General features: G+C 38.8%; 17 protein-coding genes. 6 read left to right on the top strand and 11 right to left on the bottom strand.

Going from position 1 to position 18018, the window contains the following annotated elements; genetic code table 11:
• Positions 1-103 precede the first annotated feature (103 nt).
• Together CXF79_RS08490 and CXF79_RS08485 are read right to left on the bottom strand one after the other, a co-directional pair.
• On the bottom strand, positions 104-928 hold the full coding sequence (locus CXF79_RS08490; RefSeq protein ID WP_011044339.1) for an ion transporter: 825 nt from the start codon (positions 926-928) through the stop codon (positions 104-106).
• Positions 928-1587, bottom strand: a complete 660-nt coding sequence (locus tag CXF79_RS08485; RefSeq protein WP_101154654.1) for an MBL fold metallo-hydrolase — start codon at positions 1585-1587, stop codon at positions 928-930. The genes CXF79_RS08490 and CXF79_RS08485 overlap by 1 nt, the downstream gene beginning before the upstream one ends.
• Before the next feature lie 208 nt (positions 1588-1795).
• Between CXF79_RS08485 and CXF79_RS08480 the strand changes: the two genes are divergently transcribed.
• Entirely contained in the window at positions 1796-3133 is a 1338-nt protein-coding gene (locus CXF79_RS08480; protein ID WP_101154653.1) for a sodium-dependent transporter, read from the top strand.
• Between the two features lie 113 nt (positions 3134-3246).
• Here the strand turns inward: CXF79_RS08480 and CXF79_RS08475 are convergent, their stop codons facing one another.
• From CXF79_RS08475 to CXF79_RS08465, 3 genes are all read right to left on the bottom strand, one after another.
• Entirely contained in the window at positions 3247-3990 is a 744-nt protein-coding gene (locus tag CXF79_RS08475) for a substrate-binding periplasmic protein (protein WP_011044342.1), read from the bottom strand.
• Positions 3991-4152: 162 nt separating this feature from the next.
• Positions 4153-5508, bottom strand: coding sequence for a DNA recombination protein RmuC (rmuC, locus tag CXF79_RS08470; RefSeq protein WP_101154652.1), 1356 nt, complete (start codon positions 5506-5508; stop codon positions 4153-4155).
• 138 nt (positions 5509-5646) lie between these two features.
• Entirely contained in the window at positions 5647-6450 is an 804-nt protein-coding gene (locus tag CXF79_RS08465; protein ID WP_101154651.1) for an IclR family transcriptional regulator domain-containing protein, read from the bottom strand.
• A gap of 195 nt (positions 6451-6645) precedes the next feature.
• Here CXF79_RS08465 and CXF79_RS08460 point away from each other — a divergent pair, with 195 nt between their 5' ends.
• From CXF79_RS08460 to pcaF, 4 genes are all read left to right on the top strand, one after another.
• Positions 6646-7491 carry a 3-oxoacid CoA-transferase subunit A gene (locus tag CXF79_RS08460; RefSeq protein ID WP_101154650.1) on the top strand — a complete coding sequence of 282 codons (846 nt, stop codon included), beginning with the start codon at positions 6646-6648 and terminating at the stop codon, positions 7489-7491.
• Positions 7488-8252 (top strand): 3-oxoacid CoA-transferase subunit B, encoded by a 765-nt coding sequence (locus CXF79_RS08455; RefSeq protein ID WP_101154649.1) that lies wholly within the window; start codon positions 7488-7490, stop codon positions 8250-8252. Before CXF79_RS08460 ends, CXF79_RS08455 begins: the two co-directional genes overlap by 4 nt.
• Complete coding sequence (locus CXF79_RS08450; protein WP_101154648.1) at positions 8252-9562, top strand: aspartate aminotransferase family protein; 1311 nt, start codon at positions 8252-8254, stop codon at positions 9560-9562. The genes CXF79_RS08455 and CXF79_RS08450 overlap by 1 nt, the downstream gene beginning before the upstream one ends.
• Before the next feature lie 398 nt (positions 9563-9960).
• Positions 9961-11190, top strand: coding sequence for a 3-oxoadipyl-CoA thiolase (pcaF, locus tag CXF79_RS08445; protein ID WP_011044348.1), 1230 nt, complete (start codon positions 9961-9963; stop codon positions 11188-11190).
• 184 nt (positions 11191-11374) lie between these two features.
• On the opposite strand, the gene nudC is transcribed toward pcaF, so the two are convergent.
• From nudC to CXF79_RS08420, 5 genes are all read right to left on the bottom strand, one after another.
• Positions 11375-12421 (bottom strand): NAD(+) diphosphatase, encoded by a 1047-nt coding sequence (nudC, locus tag CXF79_RS08440; protein WP_101154647.1) that lies wholly within the window; start codon positions 12419-12421, stop codon positions 11375-11377.
• Positions 12421-12759, bottom strand: a complete 339-nt coding sequence (locus CXF79_RS08435; RefSeq protein ID WP_101154646.1) for a winged helix-turn-helix transcriptional regulator — start codon at positions 12757-12759, stop codon at positions 12421-12423. Before CXF79_RS08435 ends, nudC begins: the two co-directional genes overlap by 1 nt.
• Positions 12760-12902: 143 nt before the next feature.
• Positions 12903-13757, bottom strand: a complete 855-nt coding sequence (locus CXF79_RS08430; RefSeq protein ID WP_101154645.1) for a response regulator — start codon at positions 13755-13757, stop codon at positions 12903-12905.
• A 397-nt stretch (positions 13758-14154) separates the two neighbouring features.
• Complete coding sequence (locus tag CXF79_RS08425; RefSeq protein ID WP_101154644.1) at positions 14155-14754, bottom strand: YceI family protein; 600 nt, start codon at positions 14752-14754, stop codon at positions 14155-14157.
• A 160-nt stretch (positions 14755-14914) separates the two neighbouring features.
• A complete protein-coding gene (locus CXF79_RS08420; RefSeq protein WP_232769122.1) occupies positions 14915-15484 on the bottom strand; it encodes a cytochrome b in 570 nt (189 codons plus the stop codon).
• 165 nt (positions 15485-15649) lie between these two features.
• On the opposite strand from CXF79_RS08420, the gene CXF79_RS08415 reads away from it, so the two are divergent.
• Positions 15650-16573 carry a LysR family transcriptional regulator gene (locus CXF79_RS08415; protein WP_101154643.1) on the top strand — a complete coding sequence of 308 codons (924 nt, stop codon included), beginning with the start codon at positions 15650-15652 and terminating at the stop codon, positions 16571-16573.
• A 121-nt stretch (positions 16574-16694) separates the two neighbouring features.
• On the opposite strand, the gene CXF79_RS08410 is transcribed toward CXF79_RS08415, so the two are convergent.
• Positions 16695-17900, bottom strand: coding sequence for an MFS transporter (locus CXF79_RS08410; RefSeq protein ID WP_101154642.1), 1206 nt, complete (start codon positions 17898-17900; stop codon positions 16695-16697).
• Between the last annotated feature and the right edge of the window lie 118 nt (positions 17901-18018).

Here is an 18018-nt window from a genome sequence, read left to right as displayed (position 1 = left end):
TCATGTGATTAGAGGATAGGCAGATACTCAAGTGAGTATCTGCGAATTAACTTTAAGTGATTTTCAATTAAGACTATGCAAGTAACACAAGCCTATTTCACTCTTAGGTTTTGGCTAACAAGAGTGCTTTAATTTCTGCTATTTCACTTTCTAATTTATCAATTTGTGCGCGACTAGCGGGCTCACCGCCATCTCCACTTTCACCGTGTTGCTCTGCACGAAACTGCTCATGTTCTTGACTCATCACTTCTAATACCGTACCCACCATCATATTTAAAAAGATAAAGGCGGTTAAAAAGATAAAAGTTAAATAATAAATCCAGCTTAGTGGATGTACAGCCATGGTTTCGTACATAACATCGGTCCAATCTTCAAAAGTGGCAACACGAAATAAGGTCAACATAGAGATGGAGACATCACCCCATAACACTTCGTTAATTGAGTGAAAGTACATGCTACCGATTGCGGCATAAATATAGAAAATTACAAACATAAGCAGCGCGATATAACCCATACGAGGTATCGCTTTTAGTAATGCATTAATCAGTAAGCGTAATTCTGGCACCATGGATACTAAACGCAGAACACGAAAGACTCGCAATAATCGAGCGAGTAGTACACCTGAGCCACCTGATGGAACTAAGCTACCAATAACAATAACCGTATCAAAAATATTCCAGCCACTTTTAAAGAAGTTCTTTTTCTGGGGACACGCTAAATAACGAATAGATATCTCTATAGCAAAAAATACAGTAACCGCTACATCCATAAGCAATAAAATAGCGACTACGTTAGAGGATAGATTATGTGTTTTTGCGCCAATCAATAACGCAGATAATAAAATAACCGCAATGACAACACCTTGAAATACTTTGCTGTTATCTATTTTTCTAAGTTGGCGCTGAGCCTTGACTACCAAAAGCCCCATTATCTCATCCCTACCGCAGCATCACTTACATGAGGATTACTGCGGCGCTCTTGCCCAAAAGTACTCATTGGGCCATGTCCAGGGATAAAACGAACATCATCTCCTAAAAGGAATAAATTTTTACGAATAGAATTAATCAGCGTTGCATGATCGCCACGAGGAAAGTCAGTGCGCCCTATTGAGCCACTAAATAGCACATCGCCAACTTGGGCAAGTTTTGACTCACGATGAAAGAACACAACATGCCCAGGTGTATGACCCGGACAAAAATACACTTCCATAACAATATTACCAAAACTAACGGTATCACCTTGATCTAAAAAACGGTTTGGCGTAAATTTTTTCGCATAAGAGAAAGCACCACCAAAGCGTTGCTTTTGATCTTCAATTCCATCTATCCAGAACTGATCTTCTTTGTGTGGGCCTTCTATCAGCACATCGTAGTGGTTTGCAAGATCATCAGTTGCACCCGCATGATCAATATGTGCATGCGTAATTAGAATCTTTTCAAGTGTTAAGCCATGTTTGGCAATACCCGCTTTAATTTTTTCGATATCACCACCAGGGTCCACTACCGCAGCTTTTTTAGTGTCACTACACCAAAATAAAGTACAGTTTTGCTCAAAAGGGGTTACCGGAATAATTTCATGCTTCAACATATCTTGCTCTTCAATTGTTACTATTTACAAAATGACAGTATTATATACTCAAGCCACCTCAATATGCGAGTTTCAGTCTCTCCTGTGTCCATAAATTATTCCGTTATATTGCTAACAAAAATGTAATAAAAGCAATGAATAGTGCTTCCCCTAAGCGCCTTAACTCGGTAAGCTTTGCACAACTAATTTTATCGACTACTCACTATTTATGACCACAGCTTCTTCTCGCGATTCTTTTCATTCTCGTCTTGGTTTTGTTCTCGCTGCAGCAGGTGCTGCTATAGGTTTAGGCAATATTTGGGCGTTCCCTACTCAGGCGGCAAATAATGGCGGTGGTGCTTTTTTAGTTGTTTATTTAGTGGTGACTTTTTTACTTGCTTTGCCTGCACTTTATGCAGAAATTTATATTGGCAATCAAGCACAAACCAACCCTGTTTCCGCCTTAGCTAACGCATGTGGTAAGCGCTTTAATAAACTCGGACACTCTGCTGGCATCATAGGGATTATTGGTGCGATGATGATGCTCAGTTTTTATACCATAGTAGCCGGTTGGATGTTGTCGCATGCACTAGCGTCATTAGCTGAATTAGTCGGTTTACTGGATTTATCGCATTGGCTATCGACCTCAAGCACGCTGCGAAATGTAATATTTACGCCCATATTTATCGTGCTAGGTGCTGCTATCGTTCATCAAGGCGTTCACAGTGGCATAGAGCGTTGGTCAGCACGATTAATGCCAATGTTATTAGTAATGTTGCTTGGTTTAATCATTTACATCTTACAGCAAGATGGTGCGAAAGAAGGTTTGACGCTTTATTTAGTCCCTGACTTTAGTCAAGTCACTGAGCCAAAATTGATTATTTCGGCCATGGGGCAAGCATTTTTCTCACTCGCTATCGGTGTTGGCGCTATGATGGCTTATGGCTCATATATGCCTAAAGGACAAAGCGTAGGTAAGTTAGTATTATCGATAACGTTACTTGATACCTTTATTGCTTTTATTGCTGGTTTACTGATTATCCCTGCTCTCTTTGTCGCTCAACATAGTGGACAAGAAGTCTTTGTAGACGGTCATCTCATTGGTGAAGGGCAACTTATTTTTAATATTTTACCAACCTTATTTAGCTCTATGGGAGGCGTGGGATTACTTGTTTCTTTTGCTTTTTTCTCACTGTTATCAATTGCAGCCCTTACCTCAACAATTTCATCAACTGAAGTGCCCGTTGCTTATCTCATTGAAGATAAAGCGATGACAAGAAAACGTGCAACTTGGTTAGTCTCTGGGTTAGTATTTATTGCCAGTATGTTTCTCATTGCCTTTTTTGAGCAACTATTTGGCTTAGTGATCCAGCTCTTAACTACTATTTTACAACCCCTGATGTCATTGTTTTACTTCATAGTTATTGGTTGGTTGTGGAAACGAGGGAATCAACTTACCGATATTGCTCAGTTAAATAAACACATGTCACTAAAATTACTTGGCTTTTATTTACGCTTTATCTGCCCAATTCTTTTAGTGGTAGTCTTTATTAATGTGGCTTTTTAATCGTTATACTCTGATTGTCTATTGAGGCTAGATGATGTGAACTGATTTGAAGTGAAGTGCATGTTCAGCTAAACATTACTCATTGGTGCTAATGATTAGCGTCGTGAGCGAAACTAGCGATGTTTACGGTAAATGGCCTCTATCGTACCATTAGCCGTTAATTCTTTGATTACCTTGTTAACTGAGTCTCGTAGCATCTCATCTTTAAAAGCCATGTGTGAGTAAACGTCTGGCCATAATCTATGTATGGTAAAGTCTTTCGCTGCTATTTTATCTTCATTTATATAACGTTTATCTGCTAAGTCATTTAGAAAAATATGTATATCTCCGATACGAATATCTTTCTCACCAGCAACCATCATATAAGTAGTCTCATCTGGCTTTGAATGCTCACTGTAATGAGGATTAGCAAGAGCCATTTTTTTATAATCGTCACCAAGCATTTCTTTAGCCCCCTGATAGGCAGCAATAGAGAAATCTTGTAAATCGGAAATTTGGTTAACCTTAATTTTTGCTGAATTTTTTGACACGGCGACATCGGTATAACGGAAAACAGGCGAGGATAAAAAGCCTTTAACTGATGAGTTTGAGAAAATATTGCAGGCAACATCAATTCGTTGTCCTGAATTGATTTCATGTAACAATCTATTGTTACTCATATAGATAAACTGCACATTATATCTTGGTAATTGCTTAAATATTTCTTCGGTCAGTTCAAGAAACACACCTTGATTATCTTCTTCATCAAGAAAAGGTGCAAAATTGCCAATACCTATCTTTAAGTCTTGCTCAGCCATTATCAAACTGGATGAACATAATAGTGAAAATAAGAGCAAACGGCATAATATTTTAATCATATAAAATAGCCCACTAACAGAGTGTTATTAACGAGAATAAAGCAACTGATTAGCCACATTAGTCATTTTTTGTATAAATCACAATAACCAATAAAACACAAAAAGACGATAAATAGTAGCTAGTTTCTATGATAAGTTAGGAAAATGTTCCTGCCACTACTTTTAGTCAAGCAATTCTAAAGATTCTTTTTCACTGAGATCCACCTGCTCTATTTTCTCAAAACGGGTAGATATTTTATCTGCCGAGGTATGTATTTGTTTCACATCCGTTGCAGCCTGATCTATATGCCTAGCAAGGTTAGCAAAGCGACCTTTAAAGCGACTAAAGTCTTGCGCTAAATCGGACAAATGTGCCTGAATAATATGAATTTGCTGTCGCGTCGCCTCATCTTTAAGTACCGAGCGTGCGGTTGTTAATATTGCCATTAAGGTCGTGGGCGATGTCAGCCAAACGCGTTTCTTATTAGCATATTCTACGAGATCACTTTGGTGACCATGGATCTCAGCAAAAATCGCTTCTGCAGGAATAAACATAATAGCGCCATCAGCTGTTTCGTTATCAATCAAATACTTATCACTAATATCATTAATGTGTTTTTTGATATCTATTTTAAATTGGCGCATAGCTGATTTTCGCTCTGCCTCATGGGTTTCAAAATCCACCATTTTTCGATAGTTTTCTAATGGGAATTTAGAGTCAACAACGACGTTACCCGTTGGTTTAGGTAAAAAGAGCACACAATCGGCGATTTTACCGTTTGATAGCGTATGTTGAAGTTTAAAGCTTTGTTCCGGCAATACATTTCTAATCAAGCTATTTAATTGTACTTCACCAAAGGCGCCCCGTGAGCGCTTATCATTGAGTACTTCTTGCAAGCTAACTACGTTGGTAGATAATTCAGTAATTTTCTTCTGCGCGTCATCAATTAACGCCAAACGTTGTAAAATATCACTAAAGGTTTTGGTGGTTTTTTCAAACCCCTCAGCCAAGCGTTTTTCTACTTGGCCACTAATCTCTTGTAAACGTTTATCGGTCGCTAGGGTCAAACCATCTATACGTTTACTCATTTGATCACTACTTTGTGCCAGTGTTTTAGCCAACTCTTCTCGGTTAGCTTGACCCGTATTATTTAGATGATTAATCACCTGATCTAATGATTGGCTTTGATTGGTGGCAAGTTGAGTTTGTAATTCGTTAATTTGCCGCATGAGCTTGATACGTAAATCAGCCATTTGCTGTTCAATATTATTCGATAACTGCAGTTGTTGCTTATCATGGGCTTGTGATAACTGTTGCTGGTTAACATGTTGATAATTTTGCTGTAAATGTAACAATTGTTCTGAAAAATGTTGGCTTAATAATGCTTGAACACGCTCTTCTTGCTCAGAATTTTGTGTTAGCACTGCATTTTTGATGCTGCTTAATCGAAATAACACCCATATCAGTATTAAAAAAAACACTAGTGCTAACGTGAGTGCGAGTGGTAAAAGGTGTTGTGGCTCTATGGAAAAGTTCATAATTGATACCAAATTTATTAAATTGTTGCTCACTTGTACTGGCTAAAATACTCTCGAGGAACACCAGCAATGAACACTGTATTTTATTACAGTACTTTTCGTGTATTAGAACATAACTAGCTATATTCAACCAGTATTTTAATAAGTTAGCTGTTCAATAGCAGCCGCACAGGCTTTTAGCGTGGGCAAAATGGTCGTTAATACTTGCTGTCTCGTTGTTTGAGAAATATGCGTGCTGATACTTAACGCACCAAGCACTTTTCCTGCTTGATTTCGTACGGGGACAGAAATAGAGGTTAAGCCCAGCTCTAATTCTTGTTCTACCAAAGAATAACCTTGCTGATTTACCCGTAAAATTTCTGCGGCTAATTCCGCCTTGTTAGTAAGGGTGAAGGCAGTATATTGCTCTATGCGACAGGTTGTTAAAAAGTCATTTAATACTTCATCTTTCAGGTCCGCTAACAGTACACGACCTAATGAGGTTGCAAATGCCGGTAAGCGAGTACCTACATTTAAACTAACAGACATGATGCGTTTAGTGGTAGCAACCCGCCCAACGTAGACAACATCTTCACCATCTAATACCGCTGCCGAGCAAGACTCATTAAGTTGCTCAACTAACTGTTGCATCAAAGGTTTTGCGCTTTGCCAAACATCTTGAGAAGCAAGGTATGAAAAACCCAACTTGAGTATTTTCGCCGTTAACGAAAACTGCTTTCCCTCTTGCTTAGCATAACCTTCACTAACTAAGGTTAGTAAAAATCGTCTTGCTGCTGCGCGCGTATAACCTGTAGCGGTCGCAACTTCAGACAAGGTCATCGTGGGTCTTTGTTGATCAAAGGCCTGAATCACCACCAAACCTTTGAGTAATGATTGTACAATTTCGGTGGATTTGATCATAACTTGATCACCATCATGTTTTTCTTGTTCTTGCTTTGACATTGAATAATCTCAAACCTACACTAATGTTCGGCATACTAACAAGTGTTCGCATAGCGCACAACTTGTTTTAGTTAACTTTACATTAGCTAACGTTAAATAACTGCCAGATGAAATAACCTAGATCCTTAAATAATTCAATAGGACTAATTTATTGCTCCGTTTGGTATAACACGAACATGATATGAGTAGTGCGAAATGATAGATAAAAGAGTAGCGAGTTGCGCCAGTGCGGTTGCCGATATAAAGGACGGCGATACGGTAATGATTGGTGGTTTTGGTGAAGCAGGTAGCCCAATAGAGTTAATTCACGCATTAATAGATCATGGTGTAAAGAACTTAACCGTCATTAATAACAATACTGGCAGTGGCCGAGTAGGTTTAGCTGCCCTAATTGAAAATGGTCAAGTGGCTAAAATGATCTGCTCCTACCCGCGCACGGCTAATTCTTTAGTTTTTCCCGAGTTATATCGCAGTGGAAAAATTGAGCTAGAACTTGTCCCTCAAGGAACGTTAGCCGAACGAATTCGTGCTGGTGGCGCTGGGATCCCTGCTTTTTACACCAAAACTTCGGTTGGAACACCACTTGCGGACGGTAAAGAACTGCGAAATTTTGAAGGCGATGATTATGTTATGGAGCGCGGTCTAAAAGCTGATTTCGCCCTTATCAAAGCCAAGCAAGCAGATAGATACGGTAATTTAACCTTTAACAAAACTGCCCGTAACTTTGCGCCAATAATGGCCATGGCAGCAACAAACACCTTAGTGCAAGTCAATAATATGGTTGAATTGGGTGATCTTGATCCCGAAAACGTCATTACCCCCGGCATATTCGTTAATGCGTTAATTGAGGTGACTCAACCTCAACAAGAATCTCAACTTGTGAAAGACGGTATTACCTATCCAGTAACAAAAAGCCCAGTAACAAAAAGCCCAGTAACAAAAACCCCAGCAACAAAGAATCCGACGGCAAAGAACACTGCACAAAATAACGTTTCACCAAGTAACCTAGAAAAGATAAATGTCGGAGAAACACAAGCATGAGCCAACTAACAGAACAACAAAACCTTGAAACCACGACACAAGTTGGCTGGAACCGAGAACAAATGGCGCAACGCTGTGCACAAGATATTGAAGATGGCAGCTATGTAAACCTTGGCATAGGTATTCCAGAAAAAGTCGCTCAATATGTTCCTGATGGCAGAGAAGTTATCTATCACACAGAAAACGGTTTACTAGGCATGGGAAATTCTCCCAGCGACGAAGAGCTTGATGCTGATTTAATCAATGCCGGTAAAAAAGCAGTAACAGCTATTCCTGGTGCTTCATATTTTCATCATGGTGATAGCTTTGCCATGATCCGCGGCAATCATATAGATGTTTGTGTGTTAGGTGCAATGCAAGTTTCAATGAGAGGTGATTTAGCCAATTGGTCAACCGGTGCTGTTGATGCTATTCCCGCCGTGGGTGGTGCTATGGATTTAGTGGCGGGTGTTAAAACCATCTACATTATTACCCAACACACTACCAAAAATGGGGCAGCTAAAATACTACCTGAATGTACTTTCCCGCTCACCGGACAACAAGTTGTTAATCGTATTTATAGCGATTTATGTGTCATTGATGTCACAGCAAACGGTTTAGTACTTATAGAGCTAGCGCCCGGTATTAGCTTTGATTACGTACAAGAACGTACAGGGGTAGCGCTACTTAATGGACTGACTCAAAAAGATGAAGTTGCAAATAAAACCGTTAATAGCTCTAATAAGCCAGTCAGAAGTACACAGTATAAGGCGAAGCAGTAATGGCAAATAAAAGCGAAAAACTATTTAACAAAGCGCTGAAAGTATTACCTGGCGGTGTTAGTCGTAATACCATTTTTAGAAAACCCTATCCATTTTACGCTGACAAAGGTGAAGGTTGTTATGTTACCGATGTAGAAGGTGTTACGCGCATCGACTTTGCTAATAACATGGCGTCATTAATTCATGGTCACGCCTACCCGGCAATTGTTGATGCCGTAACAGAGCAACTCGCTAAAGGCAGTTGTTTTACCATGGCAACTGAAGCTGAAGTTAACTATGCTCAGCTTTTATGCGATCGAGTACCTAGCTTCGATAAAATTAGGTTTGTAAATTCGGGAACCGAAGCGGTTATGGCAATGTTAAAAGCATCACGTGCCTATACAGGTAAAGCTAAAATAGCCAAAGTTGAAGGTGCTTACCATGGTGCTTACGATTATGCTGAAGTAAGCCAAACAGCAACCCCAAATAATTGGGGTGAACTTGATAAACCAAATAGCATTCCTGTAGCGGTAGGTACTCCGCCAAAAGCATTAGAAGATGTTGTAGTGATCCCTTTTAATGATCCTGAGCGAGCGATTAAAATCTTAGATCAACACAAAGATGACATTGCCTGTATTTTAGTTGATTTATTACCTCATCGTGTTGGTTTAATTCCCGCCAGCAATGCCTTTATTAATGCATTACATCAGTGGACTCGTGATAATAAATCACTGTTAGTATTCGATGAAGTCATTACCTTTAGAACTAATTACAGTGGTGCCCAACAAAACTATGATGTTGCGCCAGATTTAACCGCGATGGGAAAAGTAATTGGTGGTGGTTTCCCTGCAGGCGCTTTAGCAGGTTGTGATAAGGTGATGAAAGTCCTCGATCCAACTGAGCCTAAGGTTTTATTACCCCACTCAGGTACTTTCTCGGCTAATCCAATTACCATGACAGCAGGTTTAGCCGCCATGAAAGACTTTGATCAAGCAGCCGTTACCAAACTGAATCAACTTGCCAGTTATGCAAGAGAAGCGATTACACAGGCGATGGCCGATGTAGGCATTAAGGCATGTGTGACTGGCGCAGGTAGTATGTTTAGAATACACCTCAAAGCACTGCCGCCTAAAAACTACCGTGACGGCTATGTTGATAAAAAAGAAAGCCAATTAATCACTAAATTACTCGATCATTTATTCGATAATGGCATTATGATGATAAATACTTGCACTGCAACGTTATCAACCGCCATGACTAAAAAAGAAATAGATCATTTAGTCTGTGCATTAAAAGATGGCTTTGAACTGATAAAACCAGAAATGGCATAACATGCTTTGTTATTTGGTTTGTATCTAAAGCCGAAATCTTAGCGTTGAAATAACTTGACTCCCTATTGTAAACTCGGGAATAACTCAAAATAAATAATTGATAAAGTAACGAATTTAACTCAAAGATAATTGAACTAATTTCAAGAAAAAAGCACGGAATTGACGTTGGTCAATAATACCAATTAGATTAATTAGTGGTTAAAATTTTAATAAAGATAACTTTTCAAGAACAAGGCGCTTGATTGACCAATAGCTAGCTATTGGGATTAAAAGCAACGATGTTATTGGATAGTTAGACTATTTAAATTAATCACTTAGTTAATTTGATTGGTATCAGTACTTTTGACAACGAAATGATTCAAATAGCGAAGGAGTGAAACCTACAAAGGAAATAAAGAATGAAAGACGTATATATCTGTGACGGCGTACGCACGCCAATTGGAAAATATGCTGGTGCTTTATCATCAGTGCGCGCCGATGACCTAGCGGCTATTCCACTTAAAGCATTAAAAGACAGAAACCCAACATTAGACTTAACCCAAGTAGACGATGTTATTTTGGGCTGTGCCAACCAGGCAGGTGAAGACAATCGCAACGTCTCTCGTATGGCACTTTTATTAGCAGGCTATCCAACTCAAGTCGCTGGTTGCACCATTAACCGTTTATGTGGCTCAGGTATGAATGCTATTGCGATGGCAACAAATGCGATTAAAGCTGGCGAGGCGGATATGTTAATTGCTGGCGGTGTCGAAAGCATGTCGCGCGCACCTATGGTAATGGCTAAAGCTGAAGCGGCTTTTTCACGCAGTGCTGAATTATTCGATACAACATTAGGCTGGCGCTTTGTTAATCAAAAACTGCACACCGCCTATGGCACAGACTCTATGCCTGAAACGGCAGAAAATGTGGCTGAGCAATTTAACATTAGTCGTGAAGCTCAAGACAAATTCGCTTTTGCTAGTCAAAGTAAAGCAAAAGCCGCACAAGAAGACGGCCGATTTGCCGAAGAAATAGTCCCTGTGGTTATTGCAAAACGTCGCGGTGATGATGTCATTGTTGAAAAAGATGAACATTTACGTCTTAGCCCGTTAGATAAACTAGCAAGCCTCAAAGCCCCCTTTCGAGAAGGAGGCTCAGTCACTGCAGGTAATACTTCTGGCGTAAATGATGGTGCTGCAGCGGTTATTCTCGCGAGTAAAGAAGCGGCTTTAGCAAATGGCTTAACACCAAAAGCGAGAATACTTGGCTCTGCTGTTATTGGTGTTACTCCTGAAATTATGGGTATTGGCCCCGCGCCAGCGAGTGCCAAACTATTAAAACGTTTAGGCCTTAGTATTGATGATATGGACATTATTGAGTTCAACGAAGCTTTTGCTGCACAGGCACTTGCCAGTGCGCGTGAATTGGGTCTTAAAGATGATGATGCACGTTTAAATCCACAAGGCGGCGCCATTGCGCTGGGTCATCCATTAGGCATGAGTGGCACGCGCTTATTAATTACGGCAACTAAGCAGCTTGAGCGCAGTGGTAAACGTTATGCTCTCTGCGCTATGTGTGTTGGTGTTGGCCAAGGCATTGCGATGGTCATTGAGCGATATAGTGAAAAATACAGTGAGAATACACAGTAAATACCTTCAGTGATATATTACATGAAAGCTATCGCAAGATGCGGTAACTCAAGCAATAACTCAAGCGATAAAAAACTATGTAAATAAAAAGAGCGGCTAATTATTAATTAGCGGCTCTTTTTTTGAGCCTATAAAAGATTTTAGCTGTTGTTCACTTTAGTTTTAGTGTCTTGCTTGCTTGCTACTAATACTGCCCTATTTCCTTATTCATCCATGCCGTGATCAAATAAGACGAAATCGAATCACCACTACTCATTTTATATTGTGGTTTCTCAGCGCCACCGTCCTCTGCTATAACTGAATTATTAATGCCAAAGTTGACAAGTTGCTCGCGTGAAAACCACTGGGCATCTTCTAAATCATCTTGGCTAATATCAATTTTTTCTGAAGTCGCAACGGCGGTAAATCCCAACATTATCGAGGCAGGAAATGGCCAAGGCTGTGAGGTAATATAGTGTGGCTTTTCAACATGTATCGCCGTTTCTTCAACAACTTCTCTAATGACCGCTTGCTCGAGCGTTTCACCAGGGTCAACAAAACCGGCTAGCGTTGAATACATTCCCTCAGCCCAGCTAGCTTGCCTACCTAATAAACAACGTGGAATACCATCGGCAAACATTTTTTCTACCAACATGATCACTGCAGGATCGGTACGTGGAAAGCTCATATTTCGACAATCTGAGCAACGCCTCGCGTGTCCAGCTTCAACTGAACGATTTGCATGCCCACATTGACCACAAAATTGATGGCTTATATGCCAATGCACTAAACCTTTGGCTAACGCTAATATTGAAGCATCAATGGCTGATAAACTGGCCGTCACTTTTCTAAGCCCTTGCCATTGGCCCATTTCACTTAATGTTTCTTGTGTAGAAAAGCGTAATTTATCAAAGTCGATAGCAAAAATTGCAATAGCTGATGCCTGGATAGTATTACTATTACCGGTAATAGTAATAGTTAAACGGTCATTTTCTATGCTTTCGAGACCAAGTTTTCCCTTGCTTAAGTGCCCTTTACCTAAATAAATGCAACTATCAACACTTACCGTGGGCACTTGTGACTTGTTAAGATAAATTGGCGAAAGAATATCGCCTTCTTCAAAGAGACATTGACCATCATTAATAACGCAAAATAAAGTATCTTCACGGGTAAATTCTGCAGCTAACCAGCGCTTATTTTTTCGTTGATTAGTCCCTCTATCTAACGGCATATTGCCATACGCTAATGTCATTATTTACTGTCTTCCTTAAGTCCTTGTGCCCATTGAGAAGACCAACTTCCTAATGGAGAAATAATATCAAATAAGTTAAGACCTTGATGGGTCAATTGATAACCCGCTTCTTGGCATTCGACAAGCTGCAGTGTTTTGAGTTCTTTTAATCGAGTATTTAACAAGGTAGGCGAAATTTTCTCACAACGTTGCTGTAATTCTCTAAACGTTGCAGGACCACTATGTAAATTCCAAATAATACCTAACGACCACGTTCGCCCTAGTAAATCGAGTAATGCCATAATAGGTTTACCAGTTTTAGAACCGCGTACTTCTAATCCAGGGAGTGGTATTGTCATAGTCACTACTACAAATGGTAAAACATCATGCTACAATATTTGTAGCAAAGTTACCATAACAAACATATGACGAGTAATACCCAGTAAAAAGGTATATTTTGTAGCTTCTTCCTAGCGCGAAGAAATACAAAAAAGTGACTATACTAAAGGTTGACGACCAGCCTATTTAATACAATTTTTCCGGTACATATTGATGCAGCTAAAGAGTGTTCAGCATTGATGATCAAATCATTAGTGAGACTACCCTCTAAATTTGCAATACCTAAACTAGGCTGAGCAAGATTAGGGCTCTTTTTGGCTAACCAGCTAATACGCTTAGCCAGTAAGATAGCATCATCGGCACTCGTTTCGATAAGTAAAATAGCAAAGGTATTTTCCCCCCACTTTATTAAAAGGTCTGATTTACGGCGCTTTAAGAGCGCTGTCACTTCTCTATCTTTACTTAAAAATGATGCTTTTCTATCAATTGTTTCTATTTTTATCATAAGCAAACTTAAGGAATGCTGGAAGCGCCGTGCTCGTGCAATTTCATAGTCTAACCAACACTCAACAAAAAGATTTTTAGTTAAAACACCATCACTTTCAATATCGGCTGTAGTATCAACTGCTCTTTGCTTAAATAAGCCATTCTCTACACGAATAAGTAAGGTTTTTATATCAAAAGGTTTGATAATGTAATCGTCAGCACCCGCGAGTAAACCTGCACTTTCCTCAGATATTTCACACGTTAGCATAATGATCTTAGTCGCAGAAAACTTACTGTCGTTTCTTAAAATACTGCAAGCTTTTAATCCATCCATTATGGGCATGCGCATATCCATTATAATCAAATCAGGAAGAAAACTATTTGCCAAAGCTATTGCTTCTTTACCGTTGCTCGCCTCATTAATAGAAACTCTATTTTCTTCCCTGTTAAATTGACGGTGTATACCTCTTTTTAACGCCTGTCTAACACCTATTTCATCATCTACTATGAGAACACTTTTTTCTTTTAACATATGATCTCCTGACCTTGAAAAATATAAAAGGAAGTAACTGAATAGAGTTTGCTATGTTCAGTTCAAACGAGTAAGCCCTAACTAATAGCTAAACTGCAATTGATATACCAAGACGTAAGGAAATAACTTCTAACAACCTTAGCCCTTTATTTATGGTAGTCGTGGCAATACTCTATCTATTTAGACAAGTTCAACACTGATGTTGGTATTTTCAAATTGAGATGGTTTTTGCAAAAAACAATGCAAGAAAATAAAAGGTAAGAGGATAATAACGTTTCAATTAATTTTATTTGATTAACCGCAATAGGATTATTTACTACAGGATAATAATTACGGGAGCAATTAAAAAAGCCAGCAATAAGCTGGCTTCAAGATAGGTAGTTGAAATAATTCTGGACTAGATTCTTACGCCTTCAATATGTAATGCCATTTCAACCTGCGTTGAGGCTGGACCTAAATTATAGGTAATACCATAATCGGCTAATTTAAAGCTAGTAGTACCAGAGAAACCAGCACGATAGCCGCCCCAAGGATCTTGCCCTTCACCAATTTTTACAACGGGAAATGAAATAGTCTTAGTCACGCCTTTCAAGGTAAATTCACCTGTAACAATCGCGTTTTCATCGTCACTAAATTTAATATTATTACTAACAAAAGTTGCTTTTGGGAAGCTGCTAACGTTTAAGAAGTCTTCGCTTTTAAGATGCTTATCACGTTCTGCATGATTCGAGTCAATACTTTTAGTATCTATTTCGATATTAATTTTTGCACTGTTAGGTGACTTGTCATCATAAGAAAAATCGCCATCAAAGGTATTAAAGCGACCTAATAACCAGCTATAACCAAGGTGCTTAATTTTAAATTGTACAAAGGCATGTGCACCTTTTACATCGACTTTATAATCGGCTGCAAGGGCTGTGTTTGGCGCTATAGCGGCAAATAACGAGCTTGCTAAAAACGTGGTTGCTAGTGTGGTGGTAATTAATGTCTTTTTCATGTGATGTTCCTTGTCTTTTCTCAAATTAAGAAGAATGAAGTGTAAATTAATATTGAATGCGTTAACTTAGTTGCGTCTATATTAGGTAAGTTAATTAGTTCTTTATTTATTGATTTAGTTCGATATTTTTTAGATTGTTTTTAAATGCATAATTAATTAGTTATTTTCTAGGTAGTACTTTGACCATCCGTACTAAGGTATCATTTTTATTAATAAAGTGATGTTTAAATGCGGCAAGTGCATGACCAGCACTGAGTAAAATTAAGATCCATGCTAAAACTTCATGAATAATACCTGCAATATCTTCTTGGTTAGCAAAATCTATTGGCAATGCTGGTATCGATAGTAAACCGAAAACATCAATCGCTCTGCCATCTGCCGTTGAGATTAAATAGCCACTTATCATCAACACTACCATCAAGCCATAAAGTGCTAAATGCGCATAATGGGCCGCTTTAACTTCAATTCCACTTGCAGATCTATCAGCATTTTTTGGCGTAACATTAACCACTCGCCAAACGATTCTTAGCATCAATGCGACGAAAAGCGTCATACCAATATTCTTATGTAAATCTAACGAACCTTTGTACCAAGCATCGTAGTAAGTTAGTTCAACCATATAAAGACCTAAGCCAAATAAGGAAAAGATGCTTATTGCCATAAGCCAATGAAACATAATGGCAATAAGGCCATAGCTGTTTTCAGTATTCTTTAATATGTTATTACTCATGCTGTAATCTATCTTTTGTGTTAACGCTTTATTTAATGCACTAACAATATCCTTGTCAAATTGTTAAAGCTACTATAGCGAACTAAAACCTATTAAAAAATAACAATAAATGCGAAACTATTGTGCAAATATGCACAACTAAATGCATTTTATATAGGGTGTAATATGAAAGAGACTTCATGGGATGATTATAAAATAGCGTATCAAGTCGCACTTGATGGTAGCTTAAGTAGAGCAGGCGTATCATTACGAATAAACCATGCCACCGTATTAAGACGCATCAATCAATTAGAGCAAGCGCTTGAAGTGAAACTATTTATTCGCCACCAACGAGGTTATAAGCTTACCGATGCTGGTTGTGTTTTAATGGATGAAATGCCCGAGATGCTGGCAAAATTTTCTAGTTTAGAAAATAAACTACAAAATGTAGAGGGTGATATTAGTGGCGAACTCAGGATCACCACAGTAAGTTCATTCTCTCCTGTGATCACACCCGCATTAAAAGCATTTCGTGCTAAGCACCCAAAAATCCGCCTTAAACTTATCTCTACAGATGATATTGTACCGCTCGATTCAGGTGCTGCGCATGTCTCATTACGAGCAGGCCCAAGTCCTGTTGGTGTTGACCTGGTCGTTAAAAATCTAATCAAACTAGAGACGGCCTATCATGCAACACAAGATTACATCGATGAATTTGGTCAGCCTAAAACCATTAATGAGTTTAACGATCACCAATGGGTATTACCAACACCGGAGAAATACCGCATCCCTTTTGTTAATTACATTGTTGATAAAATAGATAAAAACAGAATAGTTTTTCAAAGTAACAACTTCTCTGATATTCACGACGCGGTTATCGCAGGTATGGGCATTGGTCCTTTAAGCGATCACCAAGCAAGCCTAAATCCATCTATGGTTAAAATCGACTTAGACATTCCCAAAAACGGTGAGTCTATCTGGTTCGTTTATCATAAAGATTTAAAGCATAGCGCCCGCATTCAAAGTTTTTATCACTTTTTAAAAGCCGCGCTATCAGATATTGAACAAGAACATTTACGCACTTCAAATAGCAAGACAAATAAAAACTAGCTCTCCTGGCTACTGGTATTATTGAAGCGAAAAAGTGACTTGAATTGAAGCGGCTCTCTACATCGGCAAGTCAGTTTTCTCTATCAGTAGTTCGTATAATTATGAGCTTGAATGAAAAGCTTTAATCAGAAACGTTTGATGGCGAATACTTGTCCGTATTAACAAAGCGACTAGCCGCTAAAGAGAGTAATGCGATAAATGCACCCGCATAAAATACTAACGTGTGATCGTAAAGCCAAATCAAACCAAAAGTAGCAGGAATAACAACAGCGGCAATATGGTTAATACTAAAGCTAACCCCTGCACTTGAAGCAATATCTTTAGGGTCAGCTATTTTTTGAAAGTAAGTTTTTAAAGCAATAGCCATTGCGAAAAACAAGTGGTCTACAACGTAAAGCACAGCAGCCACATTGGCAGATTCAACCAGCGCATAACCAACAAAGATAGTAATTAGGCCTAAATACTCAAGAGTCAGCGCTTTACGCTCTCCTACTTTTGCAATCCAAAGCCCTATTTTCGGTGCTAAAAAGAAGTTAATTACATGGTTAATCATATACAAAACTGTAATTTCCTGAACACTGTAGCCAAACTTTTCAACCATAAGAAAACCAGCAAAAACAACAAATATCTGCCTGCGCGCGCCCGCTAAAAAAGTCAGCAAGTAATACAAGCTATAACGTTTTCTTAAAATTATTTTTTTATGCTGTGGATGATCCATTACAAACTTAGGCATAGAGAATGCCAACCATAACGTCAGTAATAAACCACTCAAACCAAAAAATAGGTACATCACTTGATAACTAGTAGAAAAAACACTGAAGCCCAACCAAATCAAGGCGTAACAAGTCAGTGAAGCAGCAGACTTTATTGACATTAATTGGCCAAGCTTTTCCGCAGCCTCATCTTTTTTAAACCACTGTAAGCTTAATGAGGTATTCAAGGTTTCGTAATAGTGAAAACCAATCGACATCAATACAGTAGTTGCATAAAGGCCGTAAATACTGGGGAAGAGTCCTGTAACCGCAACCCCTATGGATAATAGACACAAAGAAATCAACGCAAATACTTGTTCGGTAAACACCAATAAAACAAAAATTGCGGTAAATGCTAAGAAACCGGGAATTTCTCTTAAAGACTGTAACATGCCTATTTCAGCCCCCGTAAACGCAGCTTGTTCAATAACAAAATTATTGAGCATAGCCATCCAACCAGCAAAAGTAACTGACATTACAATGCTAGCAATAGCTAAGAAAACAAAGGGACTATGCCACTTATTACCCTGCTCTGCTATAAGTGGAATTGCTTTTTCTGCGGTTACTTTTTCCATGTGGGTCTATTGCCTTAATTAACTAACGCTAGGTGACTAACACTTGATAACTCATATGAAGTAGTTCGCATGAAGTAGTTCACCCAGAGTAAATAAGTGTAAAAAATTAATAACTATC

The sequence above is a fragment of the Colwellia sp. Bg11-28 genome (assembly GCF_002836245.1).
In the GTDB taxonomy this organism is placed as follows: domain Bacteria; phylum Pseudomonadota; class Gammaproteobacteria; order Enterobacterales; family Alteromonadaceae; genus Colwellia; species Colwellia psychrerythraea_A.
The sequence above is the reverse complement of the archived record's forward strand: the minus strand, read 5'-3'. Positions and strand labels throughout refer to the sequence as shown.

Bases quoted from the DNA above. Each gene is read 5' to 3' on its own strand.
- CXF79_RS08460 (WP_101154650.1), top strand. From the start codon at position 6,646: ATGATAGATAAAAGAGTAGCGAGTTGCGCCAGTGCGGTTGCCGATATA.
- CXF79_RS08435 (WP_101154646.1), bottom strand. From the start codon at position 12,759: ATGACAATACCACTCCCTGGATTAGAAGTACGCGGTTCTAAAACTGGT.
- nudC (WP_101154647.1), bottom strand. From the start codon at position 12,421: ATGACATTAGCGTATGGCAATATGCCGTTAGATAGAGGGACTAATCAA.
- CXF79_RS08455 (WP_101154649.1), top strand. From the start codon at position 7,488: ATGAGCCAACTAACAGAACAACAAAACCTTGAAACCACGACACAAGTT.
- CXF79_RS08415 (WP_101154643.1), top strand. From the start codon at position 15,650: ATGAAAGAGACTTCATGGGATGATTATAAAATAGCGTATCAAGTCGCA.
- CXF79_RS08450 (WP_101154648.1), top strand. From the start codon at position 8,252: ATGGCAAATAAAAGCGAAAAACTATTTAACAAAGCGCTGAAAGTATTA.
- rmuC (WP_101154652.1), bottom strand. From the start codon at position 5,508: ATGAACTTTTCCATAGAGCCACAACACCTTTTACCACTCGCACTCACG.
- pcaF (WP_011044348.1), top strand. From the start codon at position 9,961: ATGAAAGACGTATATATCTGTGACGGCGTACGCACGCCAATTGGAAAA.
- CXF79_RS08475 (WP_011044342.1), bottom strand. From the start codon at position 3,990: ATGATTAAAATATTATGCCGTTTGCTCTTATTTTCACTATTATGTTCA.
- CXF79_RS08410 (WP_101154642.1), bottom strand. From the start codon at position 17,900: ATGGAAAAAGTAACCGCAGAAAAAGCAATTCCACTTATAGCAGAGCAG.
- CXF79_RS08465 (WP_101154651.1), bottom strand. From the start codon at position 6,450: ATGTCAAAGCAAGAACAAGAAAAACATGATGGTGATCAAGTTATGATC.
- CXF79_RS08485 (WP_101154654.1), bottom strand. From the start codon at position 1,587: ATGTTGAAGCATGAAATTATTCCGGTAACCCCTTTTGAGCAAAACTGT.
- CXF79_RS08420 (WP_232769122.1), bottom strand. From the start codon at position 15,484: ATGAGTAATAACATATTAAAGAATACTGAAAACAGCTATGGCCTTATT.
- CXF79_RS08430 (WP_101154645.1), bottom strand. From the start codon at position 13,757: ATGTTAAAAGAAAAAAGTGTTCTCATAGTAGATGATGAAATAGGTGTT.
- CXF79_RS08425 (WP_101154644.1), bottom strand. From the start codon at position 14,754: ATGAAAAAGACATTAATTACCACCACACTAGCAACCACGTTTTTAGCA.
- CXF79_RS08490 (WP_011044339.1), bottom strand. From the start codon at position 928: ATGGGGCTTTTGGTAGTCAAGGCTCAGCGCCAACTTAGAAAAATAGAT.
- CXF79_RS08480 (WP_101154653.1), top strand. From the start codon at position 1,796: ATGACCACAGCTTCTTCTCGCGATTCTTTTCATTCTCGTCTTGGTTTT.